Origin of the sequence: Pseudomonas sp. (assembly GCF_002796985.1) — a bacterium.
Classification (GTDB): Bacteria; Pseudomonadota; Gammaproteobacteria; order Pseudomonadales; family Pseudomonadaceae; genus Pseudomonas.
The window spans coordinates 128743-153409 of the sequence record NZ_PEKX01000020.1 but is presented as its reverse complement, the minus strand read 5'-3'; the positions used below and the strand labels follow the sequence as shown (position 1 = coordinate 153409).

20 protein-coding genes and 2 tRNA genes are annotated in these 24667 nt (G+C 64.0%); 19 read left to right on the top strand and 3 right to left on the bottom strand.

Annotated elements, in window-relative coordinates:
* Positions 1-3: 3 nt before the first annotated feature.
* From amiB to CTR55_RS23060, 10 genes are all read left to right on the top strand, one after another.
* The gene (amiB, locus tag CTR55_RS23105) at positions 4-1434 is read left to right on the top strand and encodes an N-acetylmuramoyl-L-alanine amidase AmiB (RefSeq protein WP_296289711.1); all 1431 of its coding nucleotides are present in this window, start codon (positions 4-6) and stop codon (positions 1432-1434) included.
* Positions 1431-3338 (top strand): DNA mismatch repair endonuclease MutL, encoded by a 1908-nt coding sequence (gene mutL / locus CTR55_RS23100; protein ID WP_296289709.1) that lies wholly within the window; start codon positions 1431-1433, stop codon positions 3336-3338. The genes amiB and mutL overlap by 4 nt, the downstream gene beginning before the upstream one ends.
* A 96-nt stretch (positions 3339-3434) precedes the next feature.
* Positions 3435-4397 (top strand): tRNA (adenosine(37)-N6)-dimethylallyltransferase MiaA, encoded by a 963-nt coding sequence (gene miaA, locus CTR55_RS23095; protein ID WP_296289706.1) that lies wholly within the window; start codon positions 3435-3437, stop codon positions 4395-4397.
* Between the two features lie 107 nt (positions 4398-4504).
* Complete coding sequence (hfq, locus tag CTR55_RS23090) at positions 4505-4753, top strand: RNA chaperone Hfq (RefSeq protein WP_169936101.1); 249 nt, start codon at positions 4505-4507, stop codon at positions 4751-4753.
* 12 nt (positions 4754-4765) lie between these two features.
* Positions 4766-6067 carry a ribosome rescue GTPase HflX gene (gene hflX, locus CTR55_RS23085; RefSeq protein ID WP_296289702.1) on the top strand — a complete coding sequence of 434 codons (1302 nt, stop codon included), beginning with the start codon at positions 4766-4768 and terminating at the stop codon, positions 6065-6067.
* Positions 6068-6162: 95 nt separating this feature from the next.
* Entirely contained in the window at positions 6163-7335 is a 1173-nt protein-coding gene (hflK, locus tag CTR55_RS23080) for an FtsH protease activity modulator HflK (RefSeq protein WP_296289700.1), read from the top strand.
* Positions 7335-8204, top strand: a complete 870-nt coding sequence (hflC, locus tag CTR55_RS23075; RefSeq protein WP_296289698.1) for a protease modulator HflC — start codon at positions 7335-7337, stop codon at positions 8202-8204. Before hflK ends, hflC begins: the two co-directional genes overlap by 1 nt.
* Before the next feature lie 81 nt (positions 8205-8285).
* Positions 8286-8495 (top strand): DUF2065 domain-containing protein, encoded by a 210-nt coding sequence (locus CTR55_RS23070; RefSeq protein WP_296290356.1) that lies wholly within the window; start codon positions 8286-8288, stop codon positions 8493-8495.
* 32 nt (positions 8496-8527) lie between these two features.
* Positions 8528-9706, top strand: coding sequence for an ATP phosphoribosyltransferase regulatory subunit (locus tag CTR55_RS23065; protein WP_296289696.1), 1179 nt, complete (start codon positions 8528-8530; stop codon positions 9704-9706).
* A 65-nt stretch (positions 9707-9771) separates the two neighbouring features.
* Positions 9772-11067, top strand: coding sequence for an adenylosuccinate synthase (locus CTR55_RS23060; RefSeq protein WP_296289695.1), 1296 nt, complete (start codon positions 9772-9774; stop codon positions 11065-11067).
* Between the two features lie 236 nt (positions 11068-11303).
* Here the strand turns inward: CTR55_RS23060 and CTR55_RS23055 are convergent.
* Together CTR55_RS23055 and CTR55_RS23050 are read right to left on the bottom strand one after the other, a co-directional pair.
* Positions 11304-11390 (bottom strand) — tRNA-Leu (locus CTR55_RS23055).
* Positions 11391-11536: 146 nt separating this feature from the next.
* Positions 11537-11623 (bottom strand) — tRNA-Leu (locus CTR55_RS23050).
* Positions 11624-11828: 205 nt separating this feature from the next.
* Here CTR55_RS23050 and rnr point away from each other — a divergent pair.
* From rnr to alr, 8 genes are all read left to right on the top strand, one after another.
* Complete coding sequence (rnr, locus tag CTR55_RS23045) at positions 11829-14570, top strand: ribonuclease R (RefSeq protein WP_296289694.1); 2742 nt, start codon at positions 11829-11831, stop codon at positions 14568-14570.
* Complete coding sequence (rlmB, locus tag CTR55_RS23040; RefSeq protein ID WP_296289691.1) at positions 14567-15319, top strand: 23S rRNA (guanosine(2251)-2'-O)-methyltransferase RlmB; 753 nt, start codon at positions 14567-14569, stop codon at positions 15317-15319. Before rnr ends, rlmB begins: the two co-directional genes overlap by 4 nt.
* A gap of 270 nt (positions 15320-15589) precedes the next feature.
* A complete protein-coding gene (gene rpsF / locus CTR55_RS23035; protein WP_017518275.1) occupies positions 15590-16006 on the top strand; it encodes a 30S ribosomal protein S6 in 417 nt (138 codons plus the stop codon).
* Between the two features lie 29 nt (positions 16007-16035).
* Positions 16036-16266: a 30S ribosomal protein S18 gene (gene rpsR, locus CTR55_RS23030; RefSeq protein ID WP_003095634.1), complete on the top strand. Its 231-nt coding sequence runs from the start codon at positions 16036-16038 to the stop codon at positions 16264-16266.
* A gap of 34 nt (positions 16267-16300) precedes the next feature.
* Positions 16301-17170, top strand: coding sequence for a hypothetical protein (locus tag CTR55_RS23025; protein WP_296289687.1), 870 nt, complete (start codon positions 16301-16303; stop codon positions 17168-17170).
* Positions 17171-17191: 21 nt separating this feature from the next.
* Positions 17192-17638 carry a 50S ribosomal protein L9 gene (rplI, locus tag CTR55_RS23020; protein ID WP_296289685.1) on the top strand — a complete coding sequence of 149 codons (447 nt, stop codon included), beginning with the start codon at positions 17192-17194 and terminating at the stop codon, positions 17636-17638.
* A 127-nt stretch (positions 17639-17765) separates the two neighbouring features.
* Positions 17766-19160 (top strand): replicative DNA helicase, encoded by a 1395-nt coding sequence (gene dnaB, locus CTR55_RS23015; RefSeq protein ID WP_296289683.1) that lies wholly within the window; start codon positions 17766-17768, stop codon positions 19158-19160.
* A gap of 68 nt (positions 19161-19228) precedes the next feature.
* Entirely contained in the window at positions 19229-20305 is a 1077-nt protein-coding gene (gene alr / locus CTR55_RS23010) for an alanine racemase (protein ID WP_296289682.1), read from the top strand.
* Here alr and CTR55_RS23005 read toward each other — a convergent pair whose 3' ends face one another.
* Entirely contained in the window at positions 20306-22183 is a 1878-nt protein-coding gene (locus tag CTR55_RS23005) for a diguanylate cyclase (RefSeq protein ID WP_296289680.1), read from the bottom strand.
* A gap of 220 nt (positions 22184-22403) precedes the next feature.
* Here CTR55_RS23005 and CTR55_RS23000 point away from each other — a divergent pair, with 220 nt between their 5' ends.
* Complete coding sequence (locus tag CTR55_RS23000; RefSeq protein WP_296290355.1) at positions 22404-24653, top strand: YgiQ family radical SAM protein; 2250 nt, start codon at positions 22404-22406, stop codon at positions 24651-24653.
* The last annotated feature ends 14 nt before the right edge of the window (positions 24654-24667 follow it).

The window sequence follows — 24667 nt, the reverse complement described above, 5'->3', positions numbered from 1 at the left end:
AAGATGGGTTGGGGGTTGCGCCTTCGGGCGTTGTTTATCGGGGTGTCCGTTCTGCTGGCATTCTTTGCCGGCGAGGTTTCTGCCGCCACGCAAATCAAGAGCGTGCGCATCTGGCGCGCGCCGGACAACACGCGCCTGGTGTTCGATCTGTCCGGCCCGGTGCAGCACAGTCTGTTCACCCTGAGTGCGCCTAACCGCATCGTCGTCGATATCAACGGCGCGCAGATGTCCGCGGCCCTCGACAAGCTCAAGCTCGGCAATACTCCGATCACTGCGATGCGCTCTGCCCAGCGCACGCCTACCGACCTGCGTCTGGTGCTGGACCTGAAGAATCAGGTCACGCCCAAAAGCTTCGTGCTGCCGCCGAACCAGCAGTACGGTAACCGCCTGGTCGTCGACCTGTATGACCAGGGCGCCGATATCGCCCCGGACGTCCCCGCGACCCCGACGCCCGACGTACCGGCCACGCCGGTCAGCCCCGCGCAGTCGGTTGCCAAGATTCCTGCGCCCAGTAGCGGTGGCAAGCGCGACATCGTGATCGCCATCGACGCCGGCCACGGCGGTGAAGACCCTGGCGCCCTTGGCCCGAATGGCCTGCACGAGAAAAACATCACCCTGTCGATCGCCCGCGAACTGCAGCGGCAGATCAACCAGATGAAAGGCTTCCGCGCCGAACTGACGCGGACCGGTGACTACTTCATCCCGCTGCGCAACCGCACCGTGATCGCCCGCAAGAAAGGCGCCGACCTGTTCGTCTCCATCCACGCCGACGCCGCGCCCAGCCGCAGCGCCTTTGGTGCCTCGGTGTTCGCCCTGTCCGACCGTGGCGCCACCTCCGAGACCGCGCGTTGGCTGGCTGACACGGAAAACCGCTCCGACCTCATCGGCGGTGACGGCGGCGTCAACCTCGACGACAAGGACAAGATGCTCGCTGGCGTGCTGCTCGACCTGTCGATGACCGCCACCATGTCCTCCAGCCTGGATGTCGGCCACAAGGTGCTGACCAGTGTCGGCCGCGTCACCCCGCTGCACAAACGCCGCGTGGAACAGGCCGGCTTCATGGTGCTGAAGTCTCCGGATATTCCCTCGATCCTGGTGGAGACCGGCTTCATTTCCAACCCGAACGAATCGGCCAAGCTCGCCAGCGGCTCGCACCAGCAAGCGCTGGCGCGCTCTATCGCTGGCGGTGTGCGCCAGTACTTCGTGCAGACTCCGCCGCCGGGCACCTACATCGCCTCGCTGCGTGATGGCGGCCAGTTGGCCTCCGGTCCGCGTGAGCACGTAGTGCGTGCCGGCGAGAGCCTGGGCATGATCGCCAGCCGCTACGACGTCAGCACCGCCTCGATCCGCAGCGCCAACCGTCTGAAGACCGACACCCTGAAGGTTGGTCAGGTGCTGAATATTCCGGGCACCGCCCTGGCGTCGCAGCAATGAGCGAGGCGCGCCGAATCCAGCTGCTGACCCCGCGGCTGGCGAACCAGATTGCTGCGGGCGAGGTGGTCGAGCGACCGGCCTCGGTCATCAAGGAGCTGCTGGAAAATTGCCTGGATGCCGGTGCCAAGCGCATCGACATTGAAGTCGAGCAGGGCGGTGTGAAGCTGCTGCGCGTACGTGACGACGGTGGTGGCATACCCGCCGAAGATCTGCCGTTGGCCCTGGCGCGCCACGCCACCAGCAAGATCCGCGAGCTGGAGGACCTGGAGAGGGTGATGAGCCTGGGCTTCCGTGGCGAAGCGCTGGCCTCGATCAGTTCCGTCTCGCGCCTGACCCTGACTTCCCGTACCGCTGACGCCGATCAGGCCTGGCAGGTCGAGGTCGAAGGTCGCGACATGGAGTCCACGGTGAAGCCGGCGGCCCATCCGGTGGGCACCAGCATCGAAGTGCGCGACCTGTTCTTCAACACCCCGGCGCGGCGCAAGTTCCTGCGCGCCGAGAAGACCGAATTCGATCACCTGCAGGAAGTCATCAAGCGTCTGGCCCTGGCGCGTTTCGACGTGGCTTTCCACCTGCGCCACAACGGCAAGACCATTCTCTCGCTGCATGAAGCCAAGGACGAGGCCTCCCGTGCCCGTCGCGTGGGTGCCGTGTGCAGTGCCGGCTTCCTCGAGCAGGCCATGCCCATCGAAGTGGAGCGTAACGGTCTGCACCTGTGGGGCTGGGTCGGCCTGCCGACTTTCTCTCGCAGCCAGCCGGACCTGCAGTACTTCTACGTGAATGGCCGCATGGTGCGCGACAAGCTGGTCGCCCACGCGGTACGCCAGGCCTACCGCGACGTGCTCTACAACGGCCGCCATCCGACCTTCGTGCTGTTCTTCGAGGTCGACCCGTCGGTGGTGGACGTCAACGTCCACCCGACCAAGCATGAAGTGCGTTTCCGCGACAGCCGCATGGTCCACGACTTCCTCTACGGCACCCTGCACCGGGCGCTGGCGGAAGTGCGCCCTGACGACCAGCTGGCGCCGCCGGGAGCCACCACCCTGACCGTGGCGCGCCCTACCGGTGCGGAGGCGGGTGAGTTTGGCCCGCAGGGTGAGATGCGCCTGTCCGAAACCGTGCTGGAGGCCCCGGCCGCCGCGCGTGCCTGGCAGCCGAGTTCGTCTTCCGGGGGCTCCAGTGGTGGCGGCGGTGGCTACAGCTATCAGCCGACGCGCCCGGAGCTGCCGCCTATTCAGGAAGCCCAGGGCGCCTATAAGGCCTACTTCGCGCCGCTGCCCGGCCAGATGCCCCAGGCGCTGCCGGAAAGCAGCCAGGACGTGCCGCCGTTGGGTTATGCCCTGGCGCAGCTAAAGGGTATCTACATCCTCTCGGAGAACGCCCATGGCCTGGTGCTGGTGGACATGCACGCCGCCCACGAACGCATCATGTACGAGCGCCTGAAGACCGCCATGGCCAGCGAAGGCCTGCGCGGCCAGCCGCTGCTGGTACCCGAATCCATCGCTGTCATCGAGCGTGAGGCGGACTGCGCGGAGGAGCACGGGAGTTGGTTCTCCAAGCTCGGCTTCGAGCTGCAGCGACTCGGCCCGGAAACCCTGGCGATCCGCCAGATTCCCGCGCTGCTCAAGCAGGCCGAGGCGACCCAGCTGGTGCGCGACGTGCTCGCCGACCTGCTGGAGTACGGCACCAGTGACCGCATCCAGGCACACCTCAACGAACTGCTCGGCACCATGGCCTGTCACGGCGCCGTGCGCGCCAACCGCCGCCTGACCCTGCCGGAAATGAACGGCCTGCTGCGTGACATGGAAGTGACCGAGCGCAGCGGCCAGTGCAACCACGGTCGGCCGACCTGGACCCAGCTGGGGCTCGATGAGCTGGACAAGCTGTTCCTGCGCGGACGTTGATTTTTCGTAAGCTTGCGTTCAGGAAAGTGCAGTAAACTGCGCGCCAATCGATTCAGCAGTTCGCAATAACCAGCAGTACGTAATAACGAGCCCCCGATGTCCCTGCCTCCCGCAATTTTCCTCATGGGCCCCACCGCCGCCGGCAAGACCGACCTGGCGCTGGAGCTGGCGCGCCTGCTGCCCGTGGAGCTGATCAGCGTGGATTCGGCGCTGATCTATCGCGGCATGGACATCGGTACCGCCAAGCCGTCCCGTGACGTGCTGGAGGAGTTTCCGCACCGCCTGATCGACATTCGCGACCCCAGTGAGGCCTATTCGGCGGCGGAATTCCGCGCCGATGCCCTGGCAGCTATGGCCGAGATCACTGCGGCCGGACGTATCCCGCTGCTGGTTGGTGGCACCATGTTGTATTTCAAGGCATTGCTGGAAGGCCTGGCCGACATGCCTGGCGCCGACCCTGATTTGCGCGCCGAACTGGAAGCCTGGGCCGCCGCTGAAGGCTGGGGCGCCTTGCACCAGGAGCTGGCCCGCGTCGATCCGGAGTCGGCCGCGCGCATCCACCCGAATGATCCCCAGCGCCTTGTTCGAGCCCTTGAGGTGTATCGCGCAAGCGGTATGTCCATGACTGCACACCGCCTGCGCCAGGCGAGTGAAAATGCGGGTTTCGGCGCGCAAGGCGGTGGGCAATTACCGTATACTGTGGCCCATCTGGCGATCGCGCCTCTGCAGCGCCAGGTGTTGCACGCGCGTATCGCGCAACGTTTTGACCAGATGCTGGAACAGGGCTTCATCGCCGAGGTCGAACGCCTTCGGGCAAGGAGTGACTTGCACGTGGGGCTGCCGTCCATAAGAGCGGTGGGTTACCGACAGGTATGGGAATACCTCGAGGGCAAACTGTCCTACGCTGAGATGGTGGAGCGCGGCGTCATCGCCACGCGGCAGTTGGCCAAGCGCCAGTTCACCTGGCTCCGCAGCTGGAGCGATCTACACTGGTTGGACAGTCAGGCAGGCGACAATTTGCCGCGTGCCTTGAAATACTTTGAGGCGGTCTCCATATAAGCTCGAGACCTTAATTCCGGCCGTCTATCCTTGGGGTTCAGGACGGCGTTAAGCCAAATTCGACTACTAATCAAATCAGTTATTTACCCTTACAAGGAGTGCGGCATATGTCAAAAGGGCATTCGCTACAAGACCCTTACCTCAATACCCTGCGCAAAGAACGCGTTCCGGTTTCCATCTACCTGGTCAACGGCATCAAGCTGCAGGGTCAGATCGAATCCTTCGACCAGTTTGTCATCCTGCTGAAGAACACTGTCAGCCAGATGGTCTACAAGCACGCAATTTCCACCGTGGTTCCCAGCCGCCCCGTGCGCCTGCCCACAGCGGACCAACCGGCCGAGCCGGGCAACGTTTGACGGGAGTCCGCCTTGTTCTTTGAGCGCCCAGGTGGTGGGGAGCGGGCCATTCTGGTCCATCTGGAAGGTCAGGACCCCGAGGCGCGCGAAGACCCGCAGGAATTCCAGGAGCTGGCCAGTTCGGCAGGCGCGGAGTCGGTTGCTTTCGTTAGCATTTCGCGCCATCAGCCCTCAGCCAAGTACCTGATCGGCAGCGGCAAGGTCGAAGAGTTGCACGACCTCGTCCACGCCGAGAAGGTCGAGCTGATCATCTTCAATCACACCCTCACGCCGAGCCAGGAGCGCAACCTCGAGCGAGCGCTCGAATGTCGCGTGCTCGATCGTACGGGTTTGATTCTCGACATCTTCGCCCAGCGCGCCCGCACCCATGAGGGCAAGCTGCAGGTGGAACTCGCCCAGCTCGAACACATGAGCACGCGCCTGGTGCGCGGCTGGACTCACCTTGAACGCCAGAAGGGCGGTATCGGCCTGCGTGGCCCGGGTGAAACCCAGCTGGAAACCGACCGTCGTCTGCTGCGTGGGCGTATCCGCCAGATCAAGTCACGCCTGGAGAAGGTTCGTAGCCAGCGCGAGCAGGCTCGCCGTGGCCGTCGCCGTGCGGAAATTCCGGCGGTGTCCCTGGTGGGCTACACCAACGCCGGCAAGTCCACGCTGTTCAACGCGCTGACCACCTCCGAGGTCTACGCTGCCGATCAGTTGTTCGCCACCCTCGATCCGACCCTGCGCCGTCTGAAGCTGGATGACGTCGGGCCGATCGTGCTGGCCGACACTGTGGGTTTCATTCGTCACCTTCCGCACAAGCTGGTGGAGGCGTTTCGGGCTACCTTGGAAGAGTCCAGCAACTCCGATCTGCTGCTGCACGTAATCGACTCTCACGAGCCGGACCGCGATGCGCAGATCGAGCAGGTACTGGCGGTACTTCAGGAAATCGGCGCGCACGAGTTGCCGATGCTCGAGGTGTACAACAAGATCGATCTGCTCCCGGACATGCAGCCGATGATCCAGCGCGACGAGCTGGGTAGACCGGTCCGCGTCTGGCTGTCGGCGCGTGAGTCGCGCGGGCTGGAGTTGCTGGAGCAGGCAGTTGCCGAGTTGCTGGGGGAGGACATGTTCGTGGGAACGCTCTGCCTGCCGCAGCGCCTGGGGCGACTCCGGGCTCAGTTCTTCGAGCTGGGTGCGGTACAGTCCGAAGGGCACGACGAACAAGGGCGCGCCGTATTGCAGGTTCGCCTGCCGCGTGTCGAGTTGAACCGCTTGGTGAGCCGCGAAGGCTGGCAGCCGGCGGAGTTCATTGCGCAACACACTTTGCAATAAAGCCCGGCACACTGCTTTTGGCAGGGCAAGGGGCATTCGGTAGCATAGGTGGGCGCGCCGCAGGCGCGTTTTCGCGTTATCAGATGGAGAGCGCTATGGCTTGGAATGAGCCGGGTGACAACTCGAACAAGAACGACCAGGACCCTTGGGGTGGACGCCGTGGTGGCGGCCGCCAGGGCCCTCCTGATCTGGATGAAGCCTTCCGCAAGCTGCAAGACAGCCTGAACGGAATTTTCGGTAAACCCAAGCGCGGCAGTGGGTCGGGCGGTGGTGGCAGTGGTCGAGGCGGTAGTCTTGGCCTGTTCGGCATTGGCCTGGCGATTCTCGTCGTGCTGTGGTTGTACAACGCCATCTACGTCGTGGACGAGCAGGAGCAGGCAGTGATCCTGCGCTTCGGTGAGTACCACGAGACCGTAGGGCCTGGCCTGAACATCTACTTCCCACCGATCGACAAGAAGTTCCAGGAGAACGTCACCCGCGAGCGTGCCTACAGCAAGCAGGGTCAGATGCTCACCGAGGACGAGAACATCGTCGAGGTTCCGTTGACCGTGCAATACAAGGTCAGCAACCTGAAGGACTTCGTGCTCAACGTCGACCAGCCGGAAGTAAGCCTGCAGCACGCCACCGAAAGCGCCCTGCGCCACGTGGCTGGCTCGACCACCATGGACAAGATCCTCACCGAGGGCCGTGAACAGATGGCCACCGAGGTGCGGGAGCGTCTGCAGCGTTTCCTTGATACCTACAAGACCGGTATCACGGTGACCCAGGTGAACATCCAGAGTGCCGCCGCGCCGCGTGAAGTACAGGAAGCGTTCGACGACGTGATCCGTGCCCGCGAGGATGAGCAGCGTGAGAAGAACCAGGCCGAAGCCTACGCCAATGGTGTGGTGCCAGAGGCTCGTGGCCAGGCCCAGCGCATCATCGAGGAAGCCAACGGCTATCGCGATGAAGTCGTCGCTCGCGCCCAGGGTGAGTCGGACCGCTTCACCAAGCTGGCTGGCGAGTACCACAAGTCGCCGGACGTCACGCGTCAACGTCTGTACCTGGACACCATGCAGGATGTCCTGAGTCAGACCAGCAAGGTGCTGGTCACTGGCAAGCAGGGGCAGAACAATCTGATCTACCTGCCGCTGGACAAGATGATGGATGGCCGCGGTTCGGCAACTCCGAGCAGTACGCCGAGCGCGAGCAGCAGCGCGCCGGATATTGGTTCGCGGGTAGCCAACGACCTGCAGCAGCGTGACACGCGTACCCGGGAGAGCCGCTGATGAGTAACAAGTCCCTGATCGCCCTCATCGCGGGTGTGGTGGTTGCTGTTGCCGTCTGGAGCAGCGTCTACGTGGTGCAACAGACCGAGCGTGCCGTCATGCTGCGCTTTGGTCGCGTGGTCGAGCCGGACGTGAAGCCCGGCCTGCACTTCAAGATTCCGTACGTCAACACGGTGCGCAAGTTCGACGGCCGCCTGCTGACCCTGGACTCGCCGACCCAGCGCTTCCTCACGCTGGAGAAGAAAGCGGTAATGGTCGACGCCTACGCCAAGTGGCGCGTCTCCGATGCCGAGCGCTTCTACACCGCGACATCCGGCATGAAGCAGATCGCCGACGAGCGTCTGTCCCGTCGCCTGGAAGCCGGTCTGCGTGACCAGTTCGGTAAGCGCACCCTGCACGAGGTGGTGTCCGGTGAGCGTGATGCGCTGATGGGCGATATCACCGCTTCGCTGAACCGCATGGCGCAGAAGGAGCTGGGTATCGAGGTGGTCGACGTTCGCGTCAAGGCCATTGACCTGCCCAAGGAAGTGAACCGCAGCGTGTTCGAGCGCATGAGCACCGAGCGTGAGCGTGAAGCTCGCGAGCACCGCGCCAAGGGCCGCGAACTGGCCGAGGGTATCCGCGCGGATGCCGATCGTCAGCGTCGCGTGCTGCTGGCGGAGGCTTATCGTGAGTCGGAAGAGACCCGCGGTGACGGCGATGCGAAGGCGGCGGCGATCTACGCCAAGGCCTACACTGCCGATCCGGAGTTCTATGCCTTCACCCGGAGCCTCAAGGCCTATCGCGAGAGCTTCGCGGACAAGAAGGACGTGTTGGTGCTAGACCCCAACAACGAGTTCTTCCGCTACCTGGAAAAAGCTAAACCCTGAGTCAATCTCCGGCGGGCGGCAGCGCCCGCCGGAGAAATCGTGTTATCATGGGGCAGCCGGGAAATCCCGGCTTTTTTGCGTCTGCGAGAATCACGTGCAGGAACCCAGTGGCAGGAATTCGGCAAAGCGCCCTGTCTGTCGTTGGTGCTGGAAGGCATCCTTCCGTTCCTGACTCCGCGCGGTTGGCGTAACGCCGTGAGCGGGCTCGGTCGCCTGGGCGATCGTGGCCTGAGACTCATCGGGCTGGGCAGTATGCTGCTCGGCACCGTCCTTCTTTACTGCATTCATTGAAGTGCCGCCCGGCTTAAAAGGGGAGAGGCGACATGGCAACGGTAGATCGCTGGCTACTGCCAGATGGGATCGAAGAAGTGCTGCCACCGGAGGCGGCGCGCGTTGAAGCAGCCCGCCGTCAGGTGCTGGACCTGTTCCAGCGCTGGGGTTACGAGTTCGTCGTCACCCCGCATATCGAATACCTGGAATCCCTGCTGACCGGTGCCGGCCAGGATCTGGACCTGCGTACCTTCAAGGTCACCGATCCGGCTTCCGGCCGTCTGATGGGTTTTCGCGCGGACATCACGCCGCAAGTGGCGCGCATGGACGCCCACAGCCTGCGGCGCGATGGCCCGAACCGCCTGTGCTATGCCGGCAGCGTGCTGCATGCCCGCCCGCGTGCACTGGCCACTTCGCGCAGCCCGATCCAGCTGGGTGCCGAGCTCTACGGCAATACCGGCTCGGCCGGCGACGTCGAGGTCATCAGTTTGCTGCTCGACATGCTCGAGATGGCCCAGGTGCCGGATATCCACATGGACCTCGGTCATGTCGGCATTTACCGTGGTCTGGCCCAGGCTGCCGGGCTGTCCGGCGAAGTCGAGCAACTGCTGTTCGACGCCCTGCAGCGCAAGGCCGTGGACGAAGTGGCAGCGCTGACCGAGGGGTTGCCGACCGAGCTCGCCGGCATGCTCCGCGCGCTCGCCGAGCTGTGCGGCAGTCGCGAAGTGCTGGAGCAGGCGCGTGAAGTGCTTGCTGGCGCTCCGGCCAACGTCCAGGCGGCGCTGGCCGATTTGACCGCCATCGCCGACTCGCTGGCTGCGCGTTTCCCGCAGCTGCCGCTGTACTTCGATCTTGGCGAGTTGCGTGGCTATCACTATCACACGGGCGTGGTGTTTGCCGCGTTCGTGCCTGGGGTTGGTGAGTCCATCGCCCAGGGTGGCCGTTACGATGACATCGGTGCCGACTTCGGCCGTGCTCGTCCGGCCACCGGTTTTTCTACCGACCTCAAGACCCTGGTCACTCTCGGCCGCGCCCAGCTCGAAGAGCCGCGCACCGGAGTCTGGGCGCCGGCCGATGGGGCTGGCTTGTGGCAGGCGGTGCAGCAGTTGCGCCGCCAGGGTGTGCGCGTGGTTCAGGCGCTGCCCGGGCAGGATGCGGCTTCGGCTAACGAAGCGGGCTGCGACCAGCAGTTGCTGGTTCGCGATGGCAATTGGCAGGTGGTCGCGCTCTGAGGCGCGCCACTACGAGTTTCTGCCGGCCGCGGCCGGCACCGAACATCCACGATGGGGACAAGTTTATGGGTAAGAATGTCGTAGTCCTGGGCACCCAGTGGGGTGATGAGGGCAAAGGCAAGATCGTCGACCTGCTGACCGACCAGGCTGCTGCCGTGGTGCGTTACCAGGGCGGCCACAATGCCGGTCATACCCTGGTGGTCGCTGGCGAGAAGACCGTACTGCACCTGATTCCGTCGGGCATCCTGCGCGAAGGTGTGCAGTGCCTGATCGGCAACGGCGTGGTGCTGGCGCCCGACGCGCTGATGCGTGAAATCGCCAAGCTGGAAGAGAAGGGCGTACCGGTGCGCGAGCGCCTGCGCATCAGCCCGTCCTGCCCGCTGATCCTGTCCTTCCATGTGGCCCTGGACCAGGCTCGCGAGAAGGCCCGTGGCGACGCGAAGATCGGCACGACCGGTCGCGGCATTGGCCCGGCTTATGAAGACAAAGTGGCCCGTCGTGGCCTGCGCGTCGGCGACCTGTTCCACCGCGAGCGTTTCGCCGCCAAGCTGGGTGAGGTTCTGGACTACCACAACTTCGTCCTGCAGCACTATTACAAGGAGCCGGCCGTCGACTTCCAGAAGACACTGGACGAGTGCATGGCCTACGCCGAAGAGCTGAAGCCGCTGATGGCTGACGTGACCTCGACCCTGCACGACCTGCGCCGTGCCGGCGGGAACATCATGTTCGAAGGCGCCCAGGGCTCGCTGCTGGACATCGACCACGGTACCTACCCGTTCGTTACCAGCTCCAACACCACTGCTGGCGGCACTGCTACCGGTTCAGGTTTCGGTCCGCTGTACCTGGATTACATTCTGGGTATTACCAAGGCCTACACCACTCGCGTGGGTTCCGGTCCGTTCCCGACCGAACTGTTCGATGACATCGGCGCGCGCCTGGCCAAGGTCGGTCACGAGTTCGGTGCCACCACCGGCCGTGCCCGTCGTTGCGGTTGGTTCGATGCCGTCATCCTGCGTCGCGCCATCGAGATCAACAGCCTGTCCGGCCTGTGCCTGACCAAGCTGGACGTCCTCGACGGTCTGGAAGTCGTGCGGATCTGCACCGGTTACAAGAACGCCGAAGGCGAGCTGCTGACCGACGCCCCGACCGATGCTGACAGCTACATTGGCCTGCAGCCGATCTACGAAGACCTGCCGGGCTGGAGCGAATCCACCGTCGGTGTGCAGAACCTGGAAGGTCTGCCGGCCAATGCGCGCGCTTACATCAAGCGCATTGAGGAGCTGGTCGGTGCGCCCATCGACATCATCTCCACTGGCCCGGACCGCGCCGAGACGATCGTGCTGCGCCATCCGTTCGGCTGATTCGAAGCTGTACGCTGCAACGGGCCGCTCATGCGGCCCGTTGTCGTTTCTGGGGTAAATGTTCCGGGAGGCCGGAGGGGGGGCTGATGAGGTGGCGCGCGCCGAGGATGGGCTGATGGCGAAAGTCGGGCTGCAGATCAGCCTGGGATTATGTGCGGCTTGAGAGGAGGTGGGGCTGAATGACGGAAAGCCAAAAACGAAAAAGCCGAGCAGTGCTCGGCTTTTTCGTTTGAAGATGGTGCCCAGGAGAAGACTCGAACTTCCACGGTGTTGCCACCGCTAGGACCTGAACCTAGTGCGTCTACCAATTCCGCCACCTGGGCATGCTTTTCAGCATGGGGTGCGATGATCGCTCATCGACTTGCGGTGATGCAACCCTTGGTTGCATCTGACGGTCTATTGTTCGGTTATCAGGGTTCCGAACCCGCCTGATAAAGCCTGTCGTCGACTGACTTTATCCTTGAATAAGTGGTGCCCAGGAGAAGACTCGAACTTCCACGGTGTTGCCACCGCTAGGACCTGAACCTAGTGCGTCTACCAATTCCGCCACCTGGGCACTGGAGTCGATGATTGCTCATCGTTTCCGTGTTACAACGTCTGTCTGACGCTGTGGGCGCGAACTATACGGAGCCCCTTTTAGCTTGTAAACCCCTGATGCGATAAAAAATTTATTCTTGCCCGAAGCTGACCCGCAGGCGGATTTCGCGCTTCAATAAGCAGATGGCGAACCATACCCCTATATATAAGGTGACCGCACTTTAATGGCCGATTGGCAAAACCTCGATCCCGAGGCCGCCCGCGAGGCGGAAAAATACGACAACCCTATTCCCAGCCGTGAGCTCATCCTGGCGCATCTCGCCGAGCGCGGCGCCCCCGCGACGCGAGCCCAACTGCTGGAAGAGCTCGGCCTCTCCGGCGAAGAGCCGGAAGAAGCGCTGCGCCGCCGACTGCGCGCCATGGAGCGCGACGGCCAGCTCATCTATACCCGCCGTGGCGCCTACGCGCCGGTGGACAAGCTCGACCTGATCCTCGGTCGCATTGCCGGCCACCGCGACGGCTTCGGCTTCCTGATTCCCGATGACGGTAGCGACGACCTGTTCCTCAGCCCGACGCAGATGCGCCTGGTGTTCGATGGCGACCGTGCCCTGGCGCGCGTGTCCGGCTTCGACCGCCGCGGTCGCCGTGAAGGAGCGGTGGTGGAAGTGGTCGAGCGCGCCCACGAGACCATCGTCGGCCGTTACTTCGACGAGAGCGGCATCGGCACGGTTGTCGCCGACAACCCGAAGATCCAGCAGGAAGTGCTGATCCCGCCGGGCAAGGCCGGCAAGGCCAAGCACAATCAATTCGTCCAGGTGCGCATCGACGTCTGGCCGAGCGTGCATCGCCAGGCCCAGGGCGAGGTGGTGGAAGTGCTCGGCGACTACATGGCGCCGGGCATGGAAATCGAAGTCGCCCTGCGCAGCTATGACATTCCCCACACCTGGCCCGAGGCGGTGGAGAAGGAAGCGGCCAAGCTCAAGCCCGAGGTGCTGGATAAAGACAAAGAGAAGCGCGTCGACCTGCGCGCCCTGTCTTTCGTCACCATCGATGGCGAGGATGCCCGTGACTTCGACGACGCGGTCTATGCCGAAAAGCGTAAGGGTGGCGGCTGGAAGCTGTTCGTCGCCATCGCCGACGTCTCTCATTATGTGAAGGTTGGTTCGGCTCTGGATGAAGAGGCAGCCAAGCGCGGCAACTCGGTGTACTTCCCCGAGCGGGTGATCCCGATGCTGCCGGAGATTCTCTCCAACGGCCTGTGCTCCCTCAATCCGCTGGTCGATCGCCTGGCCATGGTCTGCGAGATGAATCTCTCCAAGGCCGGTAAGCTGACCGACTATCAGTTCTATGAGGCGGTCATCCACTCCCATGCGCGCCTGACCTACACCAAGGTCAGCCAGTACCTGGAAACCCCGGACAGCCCCGAAGGCCTGCGCCTGAAGGAACAGCTGCCGAAGGTGGTGCCGCACCTCAATACTCTCTACGACCTGTACAAGGTGCTGGTCGGCGCGCGTCACGTGCGCGGAGCGATCGATTTCGAGACCCAGGAAACCCGCATCGTCTTCGGCGCGGACCGCAAGATCTCGGAGATCCGCCCGACCCAGCGCAACGACGCGCACAAGCTGATCGAGGAATGCATGCTGGCGGCCAACGTCGCTACCGCCAAGTTCCTCGAGAAGCACGCCATCCCCGCGCTGTACCGCGTCCACGACGGCCCGCCGCAGGAGAAATTGAACAACCTGCGCCAGTTCCTCGGTGAGCTGGGCCTGACCCTTTACCGCGGTAAAGGCGACCCGACGCCGGCGGACTACCAGAAGCTGCTGGAATCCATCCAGGGTCGCCCGGACCTGCAACTGATCCAGACCGTGATGCTGCGCTCCCTGAGCCAGGCGGTGTACAGCCCGGACAATGCCGGCCACTTCGGCCTGAACTACGAGGCCTACACCCACTTCACCTCGCCGATCCGCCGCTACCCGGACCTGCTGACCCATCGCGCCATTCGCAGCCTGATCCGCTCCAAGGCGGCCTCCGAGCATGTGCAGCGCGTCGGCGCCACCAGCATGCCCAAGGCGCGCATCTATCCGTACGACGAGGCGCGCCTGGCGCAGTTGGGCGAGCAGTGCTCGATGACCGAGCGCCGTGCGGATGAAGCGACCCGCGATGTCACCAACTGGCTGAAGTGCGAGTTCATGCGCGAGCGCGTGGGCGAGACCTTCCCGGGTGTGATCACGGCGGTAACCGGCTTCGGCATCTTCGTCGAGCTGAGTGATATCTACGTCGAAGGCCTGGTGCATGTCACCGCGCTGCCTGGCGACTACTACCACTTCGATGCCGTGCATCACCGCCTGAGTGGTGAGCGTACCGGCCGAAGCTTCCGCCTCGGCGATACCGTTGAGGTCGTCGTGGCGCGCGTCGACTTGGATGAGCGCAAGATCGACTTCGAGCTGTCCGACAACGTGCTCAGCGCACCTATCGGCCGCAAGAAGCGTGGCGAGAAGGCTGAGCCGGCCAAAGGCAAGGCGTCAGGCAAGGTCGCCAAGGGCAAGGCTCTCAAGGGGGCGGCGGCGAAAGAAACCCCGGCCCGGGCTCCTCGCGCTGTTGCGGACGATCCGTACCTTGCTCCTGATGTCGCCGTGCAGCCGCGCAAGCGCAGGGTTGGTGTGGTCCAGGCGTTGCCATCGGTGGCCCCGGAGATGCTCGCCAAGGCCGAGGAAATGCTTGGCAATACCGATGTGCGCAAGAGTCGTGAAGTGAAGAAAGCGCTGCTCGACGAAGCCAAGGTCGGCGGCCACAAACCGGCAGCTGGCAGCGGCAAGGGCGCGCCTGCGGCAGGCAAGCCGCGCAATCCCTCGAAACAGAAAGCCCGCTCCGGCAAGTCGAGCAAGCACCGCAAGGGTTCCGCCGCGCCCAAGGTCGGCGCGACTGGCGGCGCTCCGGCCAGCAGCAAGCGTAAGGCGAAGAAATGAGTCAGTGGGAAAAGGTCTACGGGGTTCATGCCGTAGAAGCGCTGCTGCGCCATCACCCGAAGCGGGTCAAGCAGCTGTGGCTGGCCGAAGGTCGGCATGATCCACGCGTCCAGGCGCTGGTCGAGCTGGCGGGTCAGGTGCGCGTTCCTGTGGGGACGCGCGACCGCAAGGAGCTGGACGAGTGGGCCGAAGGCGTGCACCAGGGCGTGGTCGCTGAGGTCAGCCCGAGCCAGGTGTGGGGCGAGAACATGCTGGAGGAGCTGCTGGAGCGCTCCACTGGCCCGGCGCTTTTGCTGGCGCTGGACGGCGTGACCGACCCGCACAACCTCGGCGCCTGCCTGCGCACCGCCGATGCGGCGGGCGCGCTGGCGGTCATCGTGCCGAAGGACAAGTCCGCCACCCTCAACGCCACTGTTCGCAAAGTCGCCTGCGGCGCCGCCGAGGTGATCCCGCTGGTCGCCGTGACCAATCTCGCGCGCACCCTGGAGAAGCTCCAGCAGCGTGGCTTGTGGATCGTCGGTACGGCCGGTGAGGCGACCCAGATGCTCTACGAGCTCGACCTCACCGGGCCGACCGTGCTGGTGATGGGCGCCGAGGGCAAGGGCATGCGCCGCCTGACGCGCGAGCATTGCGACTACCTGGCCAAGCTGCCGATGCAGGGCAGCGTCAGCAGCCTGAACGTCTCGGTGGCCACCGGCGTATGCCTGTTCGAGATCGTCCGCCAACGCCAGCCCAAGGCTGGCGCCTGACAACGCTTTTGTAGGAGCGAGCTTGCTCGCGAACCGGACCGGCACGGTGTCGATCCCGTTCGCGAGCAAGCTCGCTCCTAACAGGAGCTCTCGCTCCAGCTGTACAAATAATCGTCAATTGCCTTGCGCCGCCTTCCCCCCTTCTCTAGAATGTCGGCCCTTGTCGTCCGGGCAGGCGTTCGCGCGTACTGGTTTCAGACGGCAAGGAAAAAATCATTCACTCCTTGTCTGACCGCTTAGTCGGCAGGCTGCAATCCGTAAGGAGCATTTATGCGTCATTACGAAATCGTGTTCCTGGTTCACCCGGACCAGAGCGAACAAGTCGGTGGCATGGTCGAGCGTTACACCAAGGCCATCGAAGAAGACGGCGGCAAAGTCCACCGTCTGGAAGACTGGGGCCGTCGTCAGCTGGCTTACGCCATCAACAACGTGCACAAGGCTCACTACGTTCTGATGAACGTCGAGTGCACCGCCAAGGCCCTGGCAGAAATGGAAGACAACTTCCGTTACAACGACGCCGTGATCCGTAACATGGTCATCCGTCGCGACGAAGCCGTTACCGGCCAGTCCGAAATGCTGAAGGCCGAAGAGAGCCGCAACGAGCGCCGTGAGCGCCGTGAGCGTCCCGAATCGAACGAGGGCGAGTCCGCTGACGGCGATGATAGCCGCGACAGCGCTGACGAGTAATCCCGGACCAGTATTGAGGAGCCACACACATGGCACGTTTCTTCCGTCGTCGTAAGTTCTGCCGTTTCACCGCTGAAGGCGTGAAAGAGATCGATTACAAGGATCTCAACACCCTGAAGGCCTACGTTTCCGAAACCGGCAAGATCGTTCCGAGCCGTATCACCGGCACCAAGGCCAAGTACCAGCGTCAGCTGGCGACCGCTATCAAGCGCGCCCGCTACCTGGCCCTGCTTCCCTACACCGACAGCCACGGCCGTTGATCGGGCAGTCGACTGGAATTGATGGATAGATCGCATGCGCGCATTGGCTGAATTTGTCATGCGAGGCCGCATGCAGGCGATCCTGGTGGTCGTCGCAGCCGCGGTACTGCAGCCGTTGTTCTGGCTCGGTGCCGCAGCAGGCAGTCTGGTGCTGTTGCGCCGTGGTCCCAGCGATGCCTTTGGCATCCTGGCCTGGGCGCTGCTTCCGGCACTGGCCTGGTGGTACCTGGGTGACCCCAGCGTGAGTCTGGTTCTGGTGGGTAGTGCCGTGCTGGCGCAGGTTCTGCGCAGCAAGGTGTCCTGGAACCAGGTGATGCTGGCGAGCGTTGTGCTCGGTGCGGTGTTCGTGCTGCTGCTCAGCACGGTGTCGGCCGGGTTGATTGAGGGTCTTGCCGATGCATTTGGCAAGGCACTGCCGCAGGTTCTGGCCGAAGCCAAGCTTTCGCCGGAACAGATGGCCGCCCTGCAGGCGGAGATGGTTCCGACCATCACCGGCCTGATGGCAGCCTCGCTGCAGACAATCAGCCTGTTGTGCCTGATGCTGGCGCGTTATTGGCAAGCAGTACTGTTCAACCCGGAAGGGTTTGGCCGCGAGTTCCGCGCACTGCGTTTGTCGCCGGGCACGGCTGTAGCGCTGCTGGTCGGCGTTGTGGCTCTGCCCTTCGCAGGTCCCGCAGCCACCATGCTGGCGCCGCTGTGCATGATCCCGCTGCTGTTTGCCGGGATCGCACTGGGGCACGGCCTGGCTGCGCTGAAGAAGCTTCCGGGCTTCTGGCTGGCACCGCTGTACCTGCTGGTATTCGTACTGGGCAATGTGATCTGTCTTGTCGCCGTCGTCGACAGTCTGTTTGATTTTCGCGGTCGTCTGGCGAAGCGCCAGAAAGCTGCGAACGGTGAAGGTTAAAAGTTAAGAGGTAAGACTCAAATGGAAGTCATCCTGCTGGAAAAGATCGCCAAACTGGGCAACCTGGGCGATAAGCTGAACGTAAAGGGCGGTTACGCTCGTAACTACCTGCTGCCGCAGGGCAAAGCCACCGCTGCCACCGCTGCCAACGTCGCTGCTTTCGAAGAGCGCCGTGCAGAGCTGGAAAAAGCCGCTGCTGATAAAAAAGCCGTTGCTGAAGCTCGTGCTGCCCAACTGGCCGAACTGATCGTGACCATCGGCGCGCACGCTGGCGACGAAGGCAAGCTGTTCGGTTCGATCGGCACCCGCGACATCGCCGACGCCGTTTCGGCTGCCGGCTACCCGCTGGAAAAGAGCGAAGTTCGCCTGCCCGACGGCGCCCTGCGCGCTGTAGGCGAATACAACATCGAAGTGCAACTGCACATGGATGTTGATGCAACCCTGCATGTGGTTGTAGTCGCCGAGTAAGCGATCCGTCGCTAGGACGTTTCGCACGGCTTGCCTGGGCGAAGCTGTCCGCTAACAATGGGCACGGCACCGAATCTCGGTCCGTGCCCTTTGTTTTTTCCGCCGTTTCACTCAATACGAAGAGCCCATGAACGACATCACCGTCCCCGAGCAATACGACCTGCAGACCGCTTCCCTCAAGGTGCCACCGCACTCGATCGAAGCTGAACAGGCCGTGCTGGGTGGCTTGATGCTCGACAACAATGCATGGGAGCGCGTCTCCGACGCCGTGTCCGATGGCGACTTCTACCGCCATGACCATCGCCTGATCTTCCGCGCCGTCTACAAGCTCGCCGAAGGCAACCAGCCGATCGACGTGGTCACGCTCTCCGAGTTGCTCGAGCGTGAGGGCCAACTGCCCCAGGTGGGCGGCCTTGCCTACCTCGCGGAGCTGGCGAAGAACACCCCTTCGGTGGCGAACATCAAGGCCTACGCGAACATCATTCGCGAGCGCTCCACGCTGCGGCAGCTGATCGGCATCAGCAGCGATATCGCCGACAGCGCCTTCAACCCGGAAGGGCGCAGCGCCAACGAAGTACTCGACGACGCCGAGCGCAAGATCTTCGAGATCGCCGAAGCGCGTCCCAAGACCGGTGGTCCGGTGGGCATCGGTGAGATCCTGGTGAAGACCATCGATCGCATCGACCACCTGTTCAATAGTGATGAAGCCTTCACCGGTATCTCCACCGGCTTCACCGACCTCGACGAGAAGACCAGCGGCCTGCAACCGGCGGATCTGGTGATCGTCGCCGGCCGTCCGTCCATGGGCAAGACCACCTTCGCCATGAACCTGGTGGAGAACGCCCTGATGCGCAGCGACAAGGCGATCCTGGTGTACTCGCTGGAGATGCCCTCCGACTCCATCGTGATGCGTATGCTCGCCTCGCTGGGTCGCATCGACCAGACCAAGGTGCGTTCGGGCAAGCTGGATGATGAGGATTGGCCGCGCCTGACCTCGGCGGTGAACCTGCTCAGCGACCGCAAGCTGTTCATCGACGACACCGCCGGCATCTCGCCCTCGGAAATGCGTGCACGGACCCGCCGTCTGGCCCGCGAGCACGGCGAAGTCGGCCTGATCATGGTCGACTACCTGCAACTGATGCAGATTCCCGGCTCTTCCGGTGACAACCGGACCAACGAGATTTCCGAGATTTCCCGCTCGCTCAAGGCGCTGGCGAAGGAGTTCAACTGCCCGGTGGTGGCACTCTCCCAGCTCAACCGCTCGCTGGAACAACGCCCCAACAAGCGCCCGGTGAACTCCGACCTGCGTGAATCCGGAGCGATCGAGCAGGACGCCGACGTGATCATGTTCGTCTACCGCGACGAGGTGTATCACCCGGAGACCGAGTTCAAGGGCGTCGCCGAGATCATCATCGGCAAGCAGCGTAACGGCCCCATCGGCACGGTACGCGTGGCCTTCCTCGGCCGTTACAGCCGCTTCGAGAACCTCGCTCCCGGCATGTACAACTTCGACGACGAATAACGATGCCGCATTTCGCGTGACCGACGGGCGCCTTAAGATAGGCGCCCGTTTTCATTGCAGAGGCCGCCATGCGCCCGCTCGTCGCCCACGTCGATCTAGCCGCCATTCGCCACAATTACGCTGTCGCCAAGCGCTGCGCGCCCGGGCGCGAGGCTTTCGCGGTGGTCAAGGCAAATGCCTACGGGCATGGCGCGCGCGAAGTGGTGAGCTGCCTGCATGACGAGGCCGACGGCTTTGCGGTGGCCTGTCTGGAAGAGGCCGCCGAGGTGCGCGCCCTGCACGCCGGAGCGCGCATCCTGTTGCTGGAAGGCTGCTTCGAGCCGGCGGAGTACCTGATCGCCGCCCAGCTGCGTCTGGATGTGGCGGTGCAAGGGCCAGAGCAGGCCCAGGCGCTACTCGCCGTGCAACTGCCCTGCGCGCTCAACGTGTGGCTGAAGCTGGATACCGGCATGCACCGCCTGGGGTTCTCGCCCGAGGCGCTGCGCGACTGGCATCCGCGCCTGCGTCAGGCGTCACAAGTGGCCGAGCTGAACCTGATGAGCCACTTCGCCAATGCCGACCTGCGCGGCGATGAGCTGACTGAAGACCAGGTGGCCTGTTTCCTCAGTGTGCTGGACCTGGATTTCGACCTGCGCTCGCTGGCCAACTCCGCCGCCGTGCTGACCATTCCCGCCGCGCACATGGACTGGGTTCGCCCTGGCATCATGCTCTACGGCGCCACGCCCTTCGCCGACATCGGCGCCGCTGAGCTGGGCCTGCGTCCGGCCATGAGCCTGGAAGCGCAACTGATCGCGGTGCGCGAGGTAGCGGTGGGCGAGAGCGTCGGTTACGGCGCGACCTGGGTGGCTGAGAGGCCGTCGCGCATCGGCACGGTGAGCTGCGGTTATGCCGATGGCTACCCACGCCACGCACCGAGCGGTACGCCGGTGCTGGTGGAGGGTAAGCGGGTGGCGCTGGCCGGGCGGGTGTCGATGGACATGCTGGCTGTTGACCTGACGGATCTGCCCAATGCCGCCGTGGGCGACCGCGTCGAGCTGTGGGGCGCCAACCTGCCGGTGGACGAGGTGGCCGCCTGCGCCGGGACCATCGGCTACGAGTTGCTGACCAAGGTTACCGCCCGCGTGCCGCGCCGCTATCGCAACTGATCAGGCGCGGTCTTCGCTTTCCAGCCATTCGTTTTCCAGCCAAAGCTCGCTGGTCTCGCCAGCCCCTTCGCTGGCCAGGGCGTAGCTCGCGCGGCCGTTGCCCTTCACTTCGTAGAGCGCCTGGTCGGCGGCCTTGTAGAGCTTGCTGAACTGCATTGCGTGGCTGGGATAGATAGCCACGCCGATGCTCGGCGTGATGCGTAGCTCCAGGGTTTCGAACTTCACCGGGCGCGACAGCTCGTGGAGGATGCGGCAGGCGATCTCCTTGGCGTGGCTTTCGGCGTCGGGACCGGCGATCAGCGCCGCGAATTCGTCGCCGCCCAGGCGCGCCACGCAATCGCTGCCGCGCACGCATTGGCGCAGGCGATTGCCGACGTTCTGCAGCAGGAAGTCGCCAGCGTCGTGGCCGTGGCTGTCGTTGATCGGCTTGAAGTGGTCGAGGTCGATCAGCATCAGTGCCAGGGTTTCGCCATTCTGCTGGGCGTTGGCCAGGGCGTGTTCGGCGTGCTCCACCAGATAGCGCCGGTTGGGCAGGCCGGTCAGGGGGTCATAGTGCGCGGCGTGTTGCAGTTGCACTTCGCGTTCGCGCAGCAACTGGTTGCTTTGGGTCAGCTCGGCGGTGCGCTCGGCCACCGCCGTCGCGAGGTCGTGCTGGGCGCTCTGCATCAGGGTCAGGCGCGCGCTCTTCTCGCGGTCCGCCTGTTCCAGGGCCTGCGCGCGCTCGCGCTTGAGGCCCTGGATACGCGAAGTCAGGGCGAAGGAGAACAGCACCGACTCCAGCGCCACAGCGATGGGGAAGATGTAGGAGGTCAGCGGCGACGGCTGCACCACGCCGGTGGCGCGCATCACCGAGACGCTCACGCTGGTCAGCACTAGGCCGAAGCCGAGCAGGTAGAGGAAGGCCGGGAACGAACCCTGGCGCCAGCGCACTACGGCGCCGCCCAGGGCTGCCGGCACGCCGATCAGGGTGATCGCCACCAGCATCCAGCCGGCGACACCGCGGAACTGCAGGGCGCCGAGAAGGATGGTCAGCCCATACAGCATGCAGTTCAGGTTCAGCAGCCAGTGCGACCAGCGCACGTGGCGGCGGGTTTGCAGCAGGGTGATGGTGAAGCGGTGCACGCACAGGCCCCAGAGCGAGGGCAGGGTGATACGGTCCAGCCACCAGGGCACCGGCTGATTCGGCCAGAAGTACTCGAAGCCGTGGCCGGTCATGCTCAGGCTGAACAGCAGCGCGCTGGCGGTGGTCAGCACGTACCAGAAGTATGCCGGGTCGCGCAGGGTCAGCAGGATGAACAGGTTGTACAGCAGCAGCGCGCCGATCAGGCCGTAGATCACTCCGAGGAACAGGTTGGTATCGGCGCGGTGTTCCTGCAGGTCGTCCAGTGACCAGATGCGCAGGGGAAACGAGTTGCCGGCCGGGTCGTAGACGCGTGCATAGACGCGCAGCGGGCCGGTACCGTCAGGCAGATGGAAGACCGGGCGGCGGTAGCTGCGGTCTCGGCCCTCGGCGAAGGGCACAGCCTCACCGGAGGCTATCTCGCGGTAGTGTCCCCGTTCGTCGGGGAGGTACAGGCGCAGGTCTTTCAGATTGACCGCATCCACCTCCAGCCACCAGCCGCCTGGCGGGGTAGCGTGACGCTCCAGGTCCAGGCGCAGCCACCAGCCGTTGGGGCTCTGGCCAACGCTGGTGCGGCCGTTGGCCGGCACGAAGTCGTGGCTGGCCTGCACGGCTTCCAGCGACAGCGGGCCGTCACGTTCCTGCAGCAGTTCGAGGTGATCGTTGAGCCAGGCGCCGCTGGCCTTGTCGTCCAGTTCGAAGGCTAGCGCCGTGTGGCAGAACAGCAGGGTAAGCAACAGCACGAAGGCGCGACGCACGACAGGCACTCCCTGGCCTGGGCGGGATGGCCAGGCGTACGGCGGATAGTGGCTGAAGTATAGCCATATGATGGCATTGGATATCTACCGGATGCCGGTTAAATCGCTGGCTAAATCCCAGTTAAATCTGAGCTCGTTGGTCGGATTTGTACGTTTTTTGTGCTATATTCCGCGCCCGCGTTTTTCCGCGATACCTACTTAGAGATACCCGGTGCCCGTGATGCAAGCCGCCAAGCCGTTGTTCGACTATCCCAAGTTCTGGGCCGAGTGTTTCGGCCCGGCGCCGTTCCTGCCCATGAGCAAGGAAGAGATGGATCAGCTGGGCTGGGATTCCTGCGACATCATCATCGTCACCGGGGATGCCTACGTCGACCATCCGTCGTTCGGCATGGCCATCATCGGCCGCCTGCTGGAAGCCCAGGGCTTCCGCGTGGGCATCATCGCCCAGCCGGACTGGCGCTCGAAAGACGACTTCATGAAGCTCGGCCAGCCGAATCTGTTCTTCGGCGTGGCGGCAGGCAACATGGACTCGATGATCAACCGCTACACCGCGGACAAGAAGATTCGCAGCGATGACGCCTACACCGCCGGTGGCCTGGCTGGTCGTCGCCCGGATCGCGCCAGCCTGGTCTATAGCCAGCGCTGCAAGGAAGCCTTCAGCGACACCCCGGTGATCCTCGGCGGCATCGAGGCCTCGCTGCGCCGCATTGCCCACTACGACTACTGGCAGGACAAGGTGCGCCGCTCCATCCTGATGGATGCCACGGCCGATATCCTGCTATATGGCAACGCCGAGCGCGCCGTGGTGGAGATCGCCCAGCGCCTGGCCGCCGGCGAGCAGGTCGAGCAGATCACCGATGTGCGCGGCACCGCCTTCGTGCGGCGCGACACTCCCGAAGGCTGGTTCGAGGTGGACTCCACCCGTATCGACCGCCCGGGCAAGGTCGACAAGATCATCAACCCGTACGTGAACACCCAGGACACCGCCGCCTGTGCCATCGAGCAGGAGAAGGGCGAGCAGGAAGACCCGAACGAAGCCAAGGTCGTGCAACTGCTGGCACACCCGCGCCTGGAGCGCGATCGCACGGTGATCCGCCTGCCGTCGTTCGAGAAGGTGCGCAGCGACGCGGTCCTCTATGCCCACGCCAACCGCGTGCTGCACCTGGAGACCAACCCCGGCAACGCTCGCGCCCTGGTGCAGAAGCACGGCGAAGTGGACGTGTGGTTCAACCCGCCGCCCATCCCGATGACCACCGAGGAAATGGACTACGTGTTCGGCATGCCCTATGCGCGCGTGCCGCACCCGGAGTACGGCAAGGAGAAGATCCCGGCCTACGAGATGATCCGTTTCTCGGTGAACATCATGCGTGGCTGTTTCGGCGGCTGTACCTTCTGCTCGATTACCGAGCACGAGGGGCGGATCATCCAGAACCGCTCGCACGAATCGATCCTCGCCGAGATCGAGGCGATGAGGAAGGTGCCGGGCTTCACCGGCGTGGTCTCCGACCTCGGCGGGCCGACCGCCAACATGTACCGCATTGCCTGCAAGAGCCCGGAGATCGAGCAGCACTGCCGCAAGCCGTCCTGCGTGTGGCCGGGCATCTGTGAGAACCTCAACACCGACCATTCCTCGCTCATCGAGCTGTACCGCAAGGCGCGTGCGTTGCCGGGGGTGAAGAAGATCCTGATCGCCTCGGGCCTGCGCTACGACCTGGCCGTGCAGTCGCCGGAGTACGTCAAGGAACTGGTGACGCACCACGTCGGCGGCTACCTGAAGATCGCCCCGGAGCACACCGAGGAAGGCCCGCTGTCGAAGATGATGAAGCCGGGCATCGGCACCTACGACGTGTTCAAGCGGATGTTCGAGAAGTTCTCCAAGGAGGCGGGCAAGGAGCAGTACCTGATCCCGTACTTCATCGCGGCGCACCCGGGCACCACCGACGAGGACATGATGAACCTCGCCCTGTGGCTCAAGCGCAACGGCTTCCGCGCCGACCAGGTGCAGGCGTTCTATCCCTCGCCGATGGCCAGCGCCACGGCCATGTACCACTCGGGCAAGAACCCGCTGCGCAAGGTCACCTACAAGAGCGACGGCGTGACCATCGTCAAGAGCGACCAGCAGCGCCGCCTGCACAAGGCCTTCCTGCGTTACCACGACCCGAAGGGCTGGCCGATGCTGCGTGAGGCGCTGGAGCGCATGGGCCGCGCGGACCTGATCGGCAACGGCAAGCATCATCTGATCCCGACCTATCAGCCGCAGACCGACGAGTACCAGAGCGCGCGCCGCAAGAACTCCACCCCGGCCGGCAGCAAGAAGACCGGCAAGCCGCTGCTGACCCAGCACACCGGCCTGCCGCCGCGCGCCAGCAATGGCTCCAAGCCGTGGAACAAGGCCGAGGAAGGCAAGGCCACCGGCCACGCCAAGGGCAAGAAGCGCACCACCAAGCGTCAGCCGAACATCCCGCGCTAAGCCTCTCTCAGGCG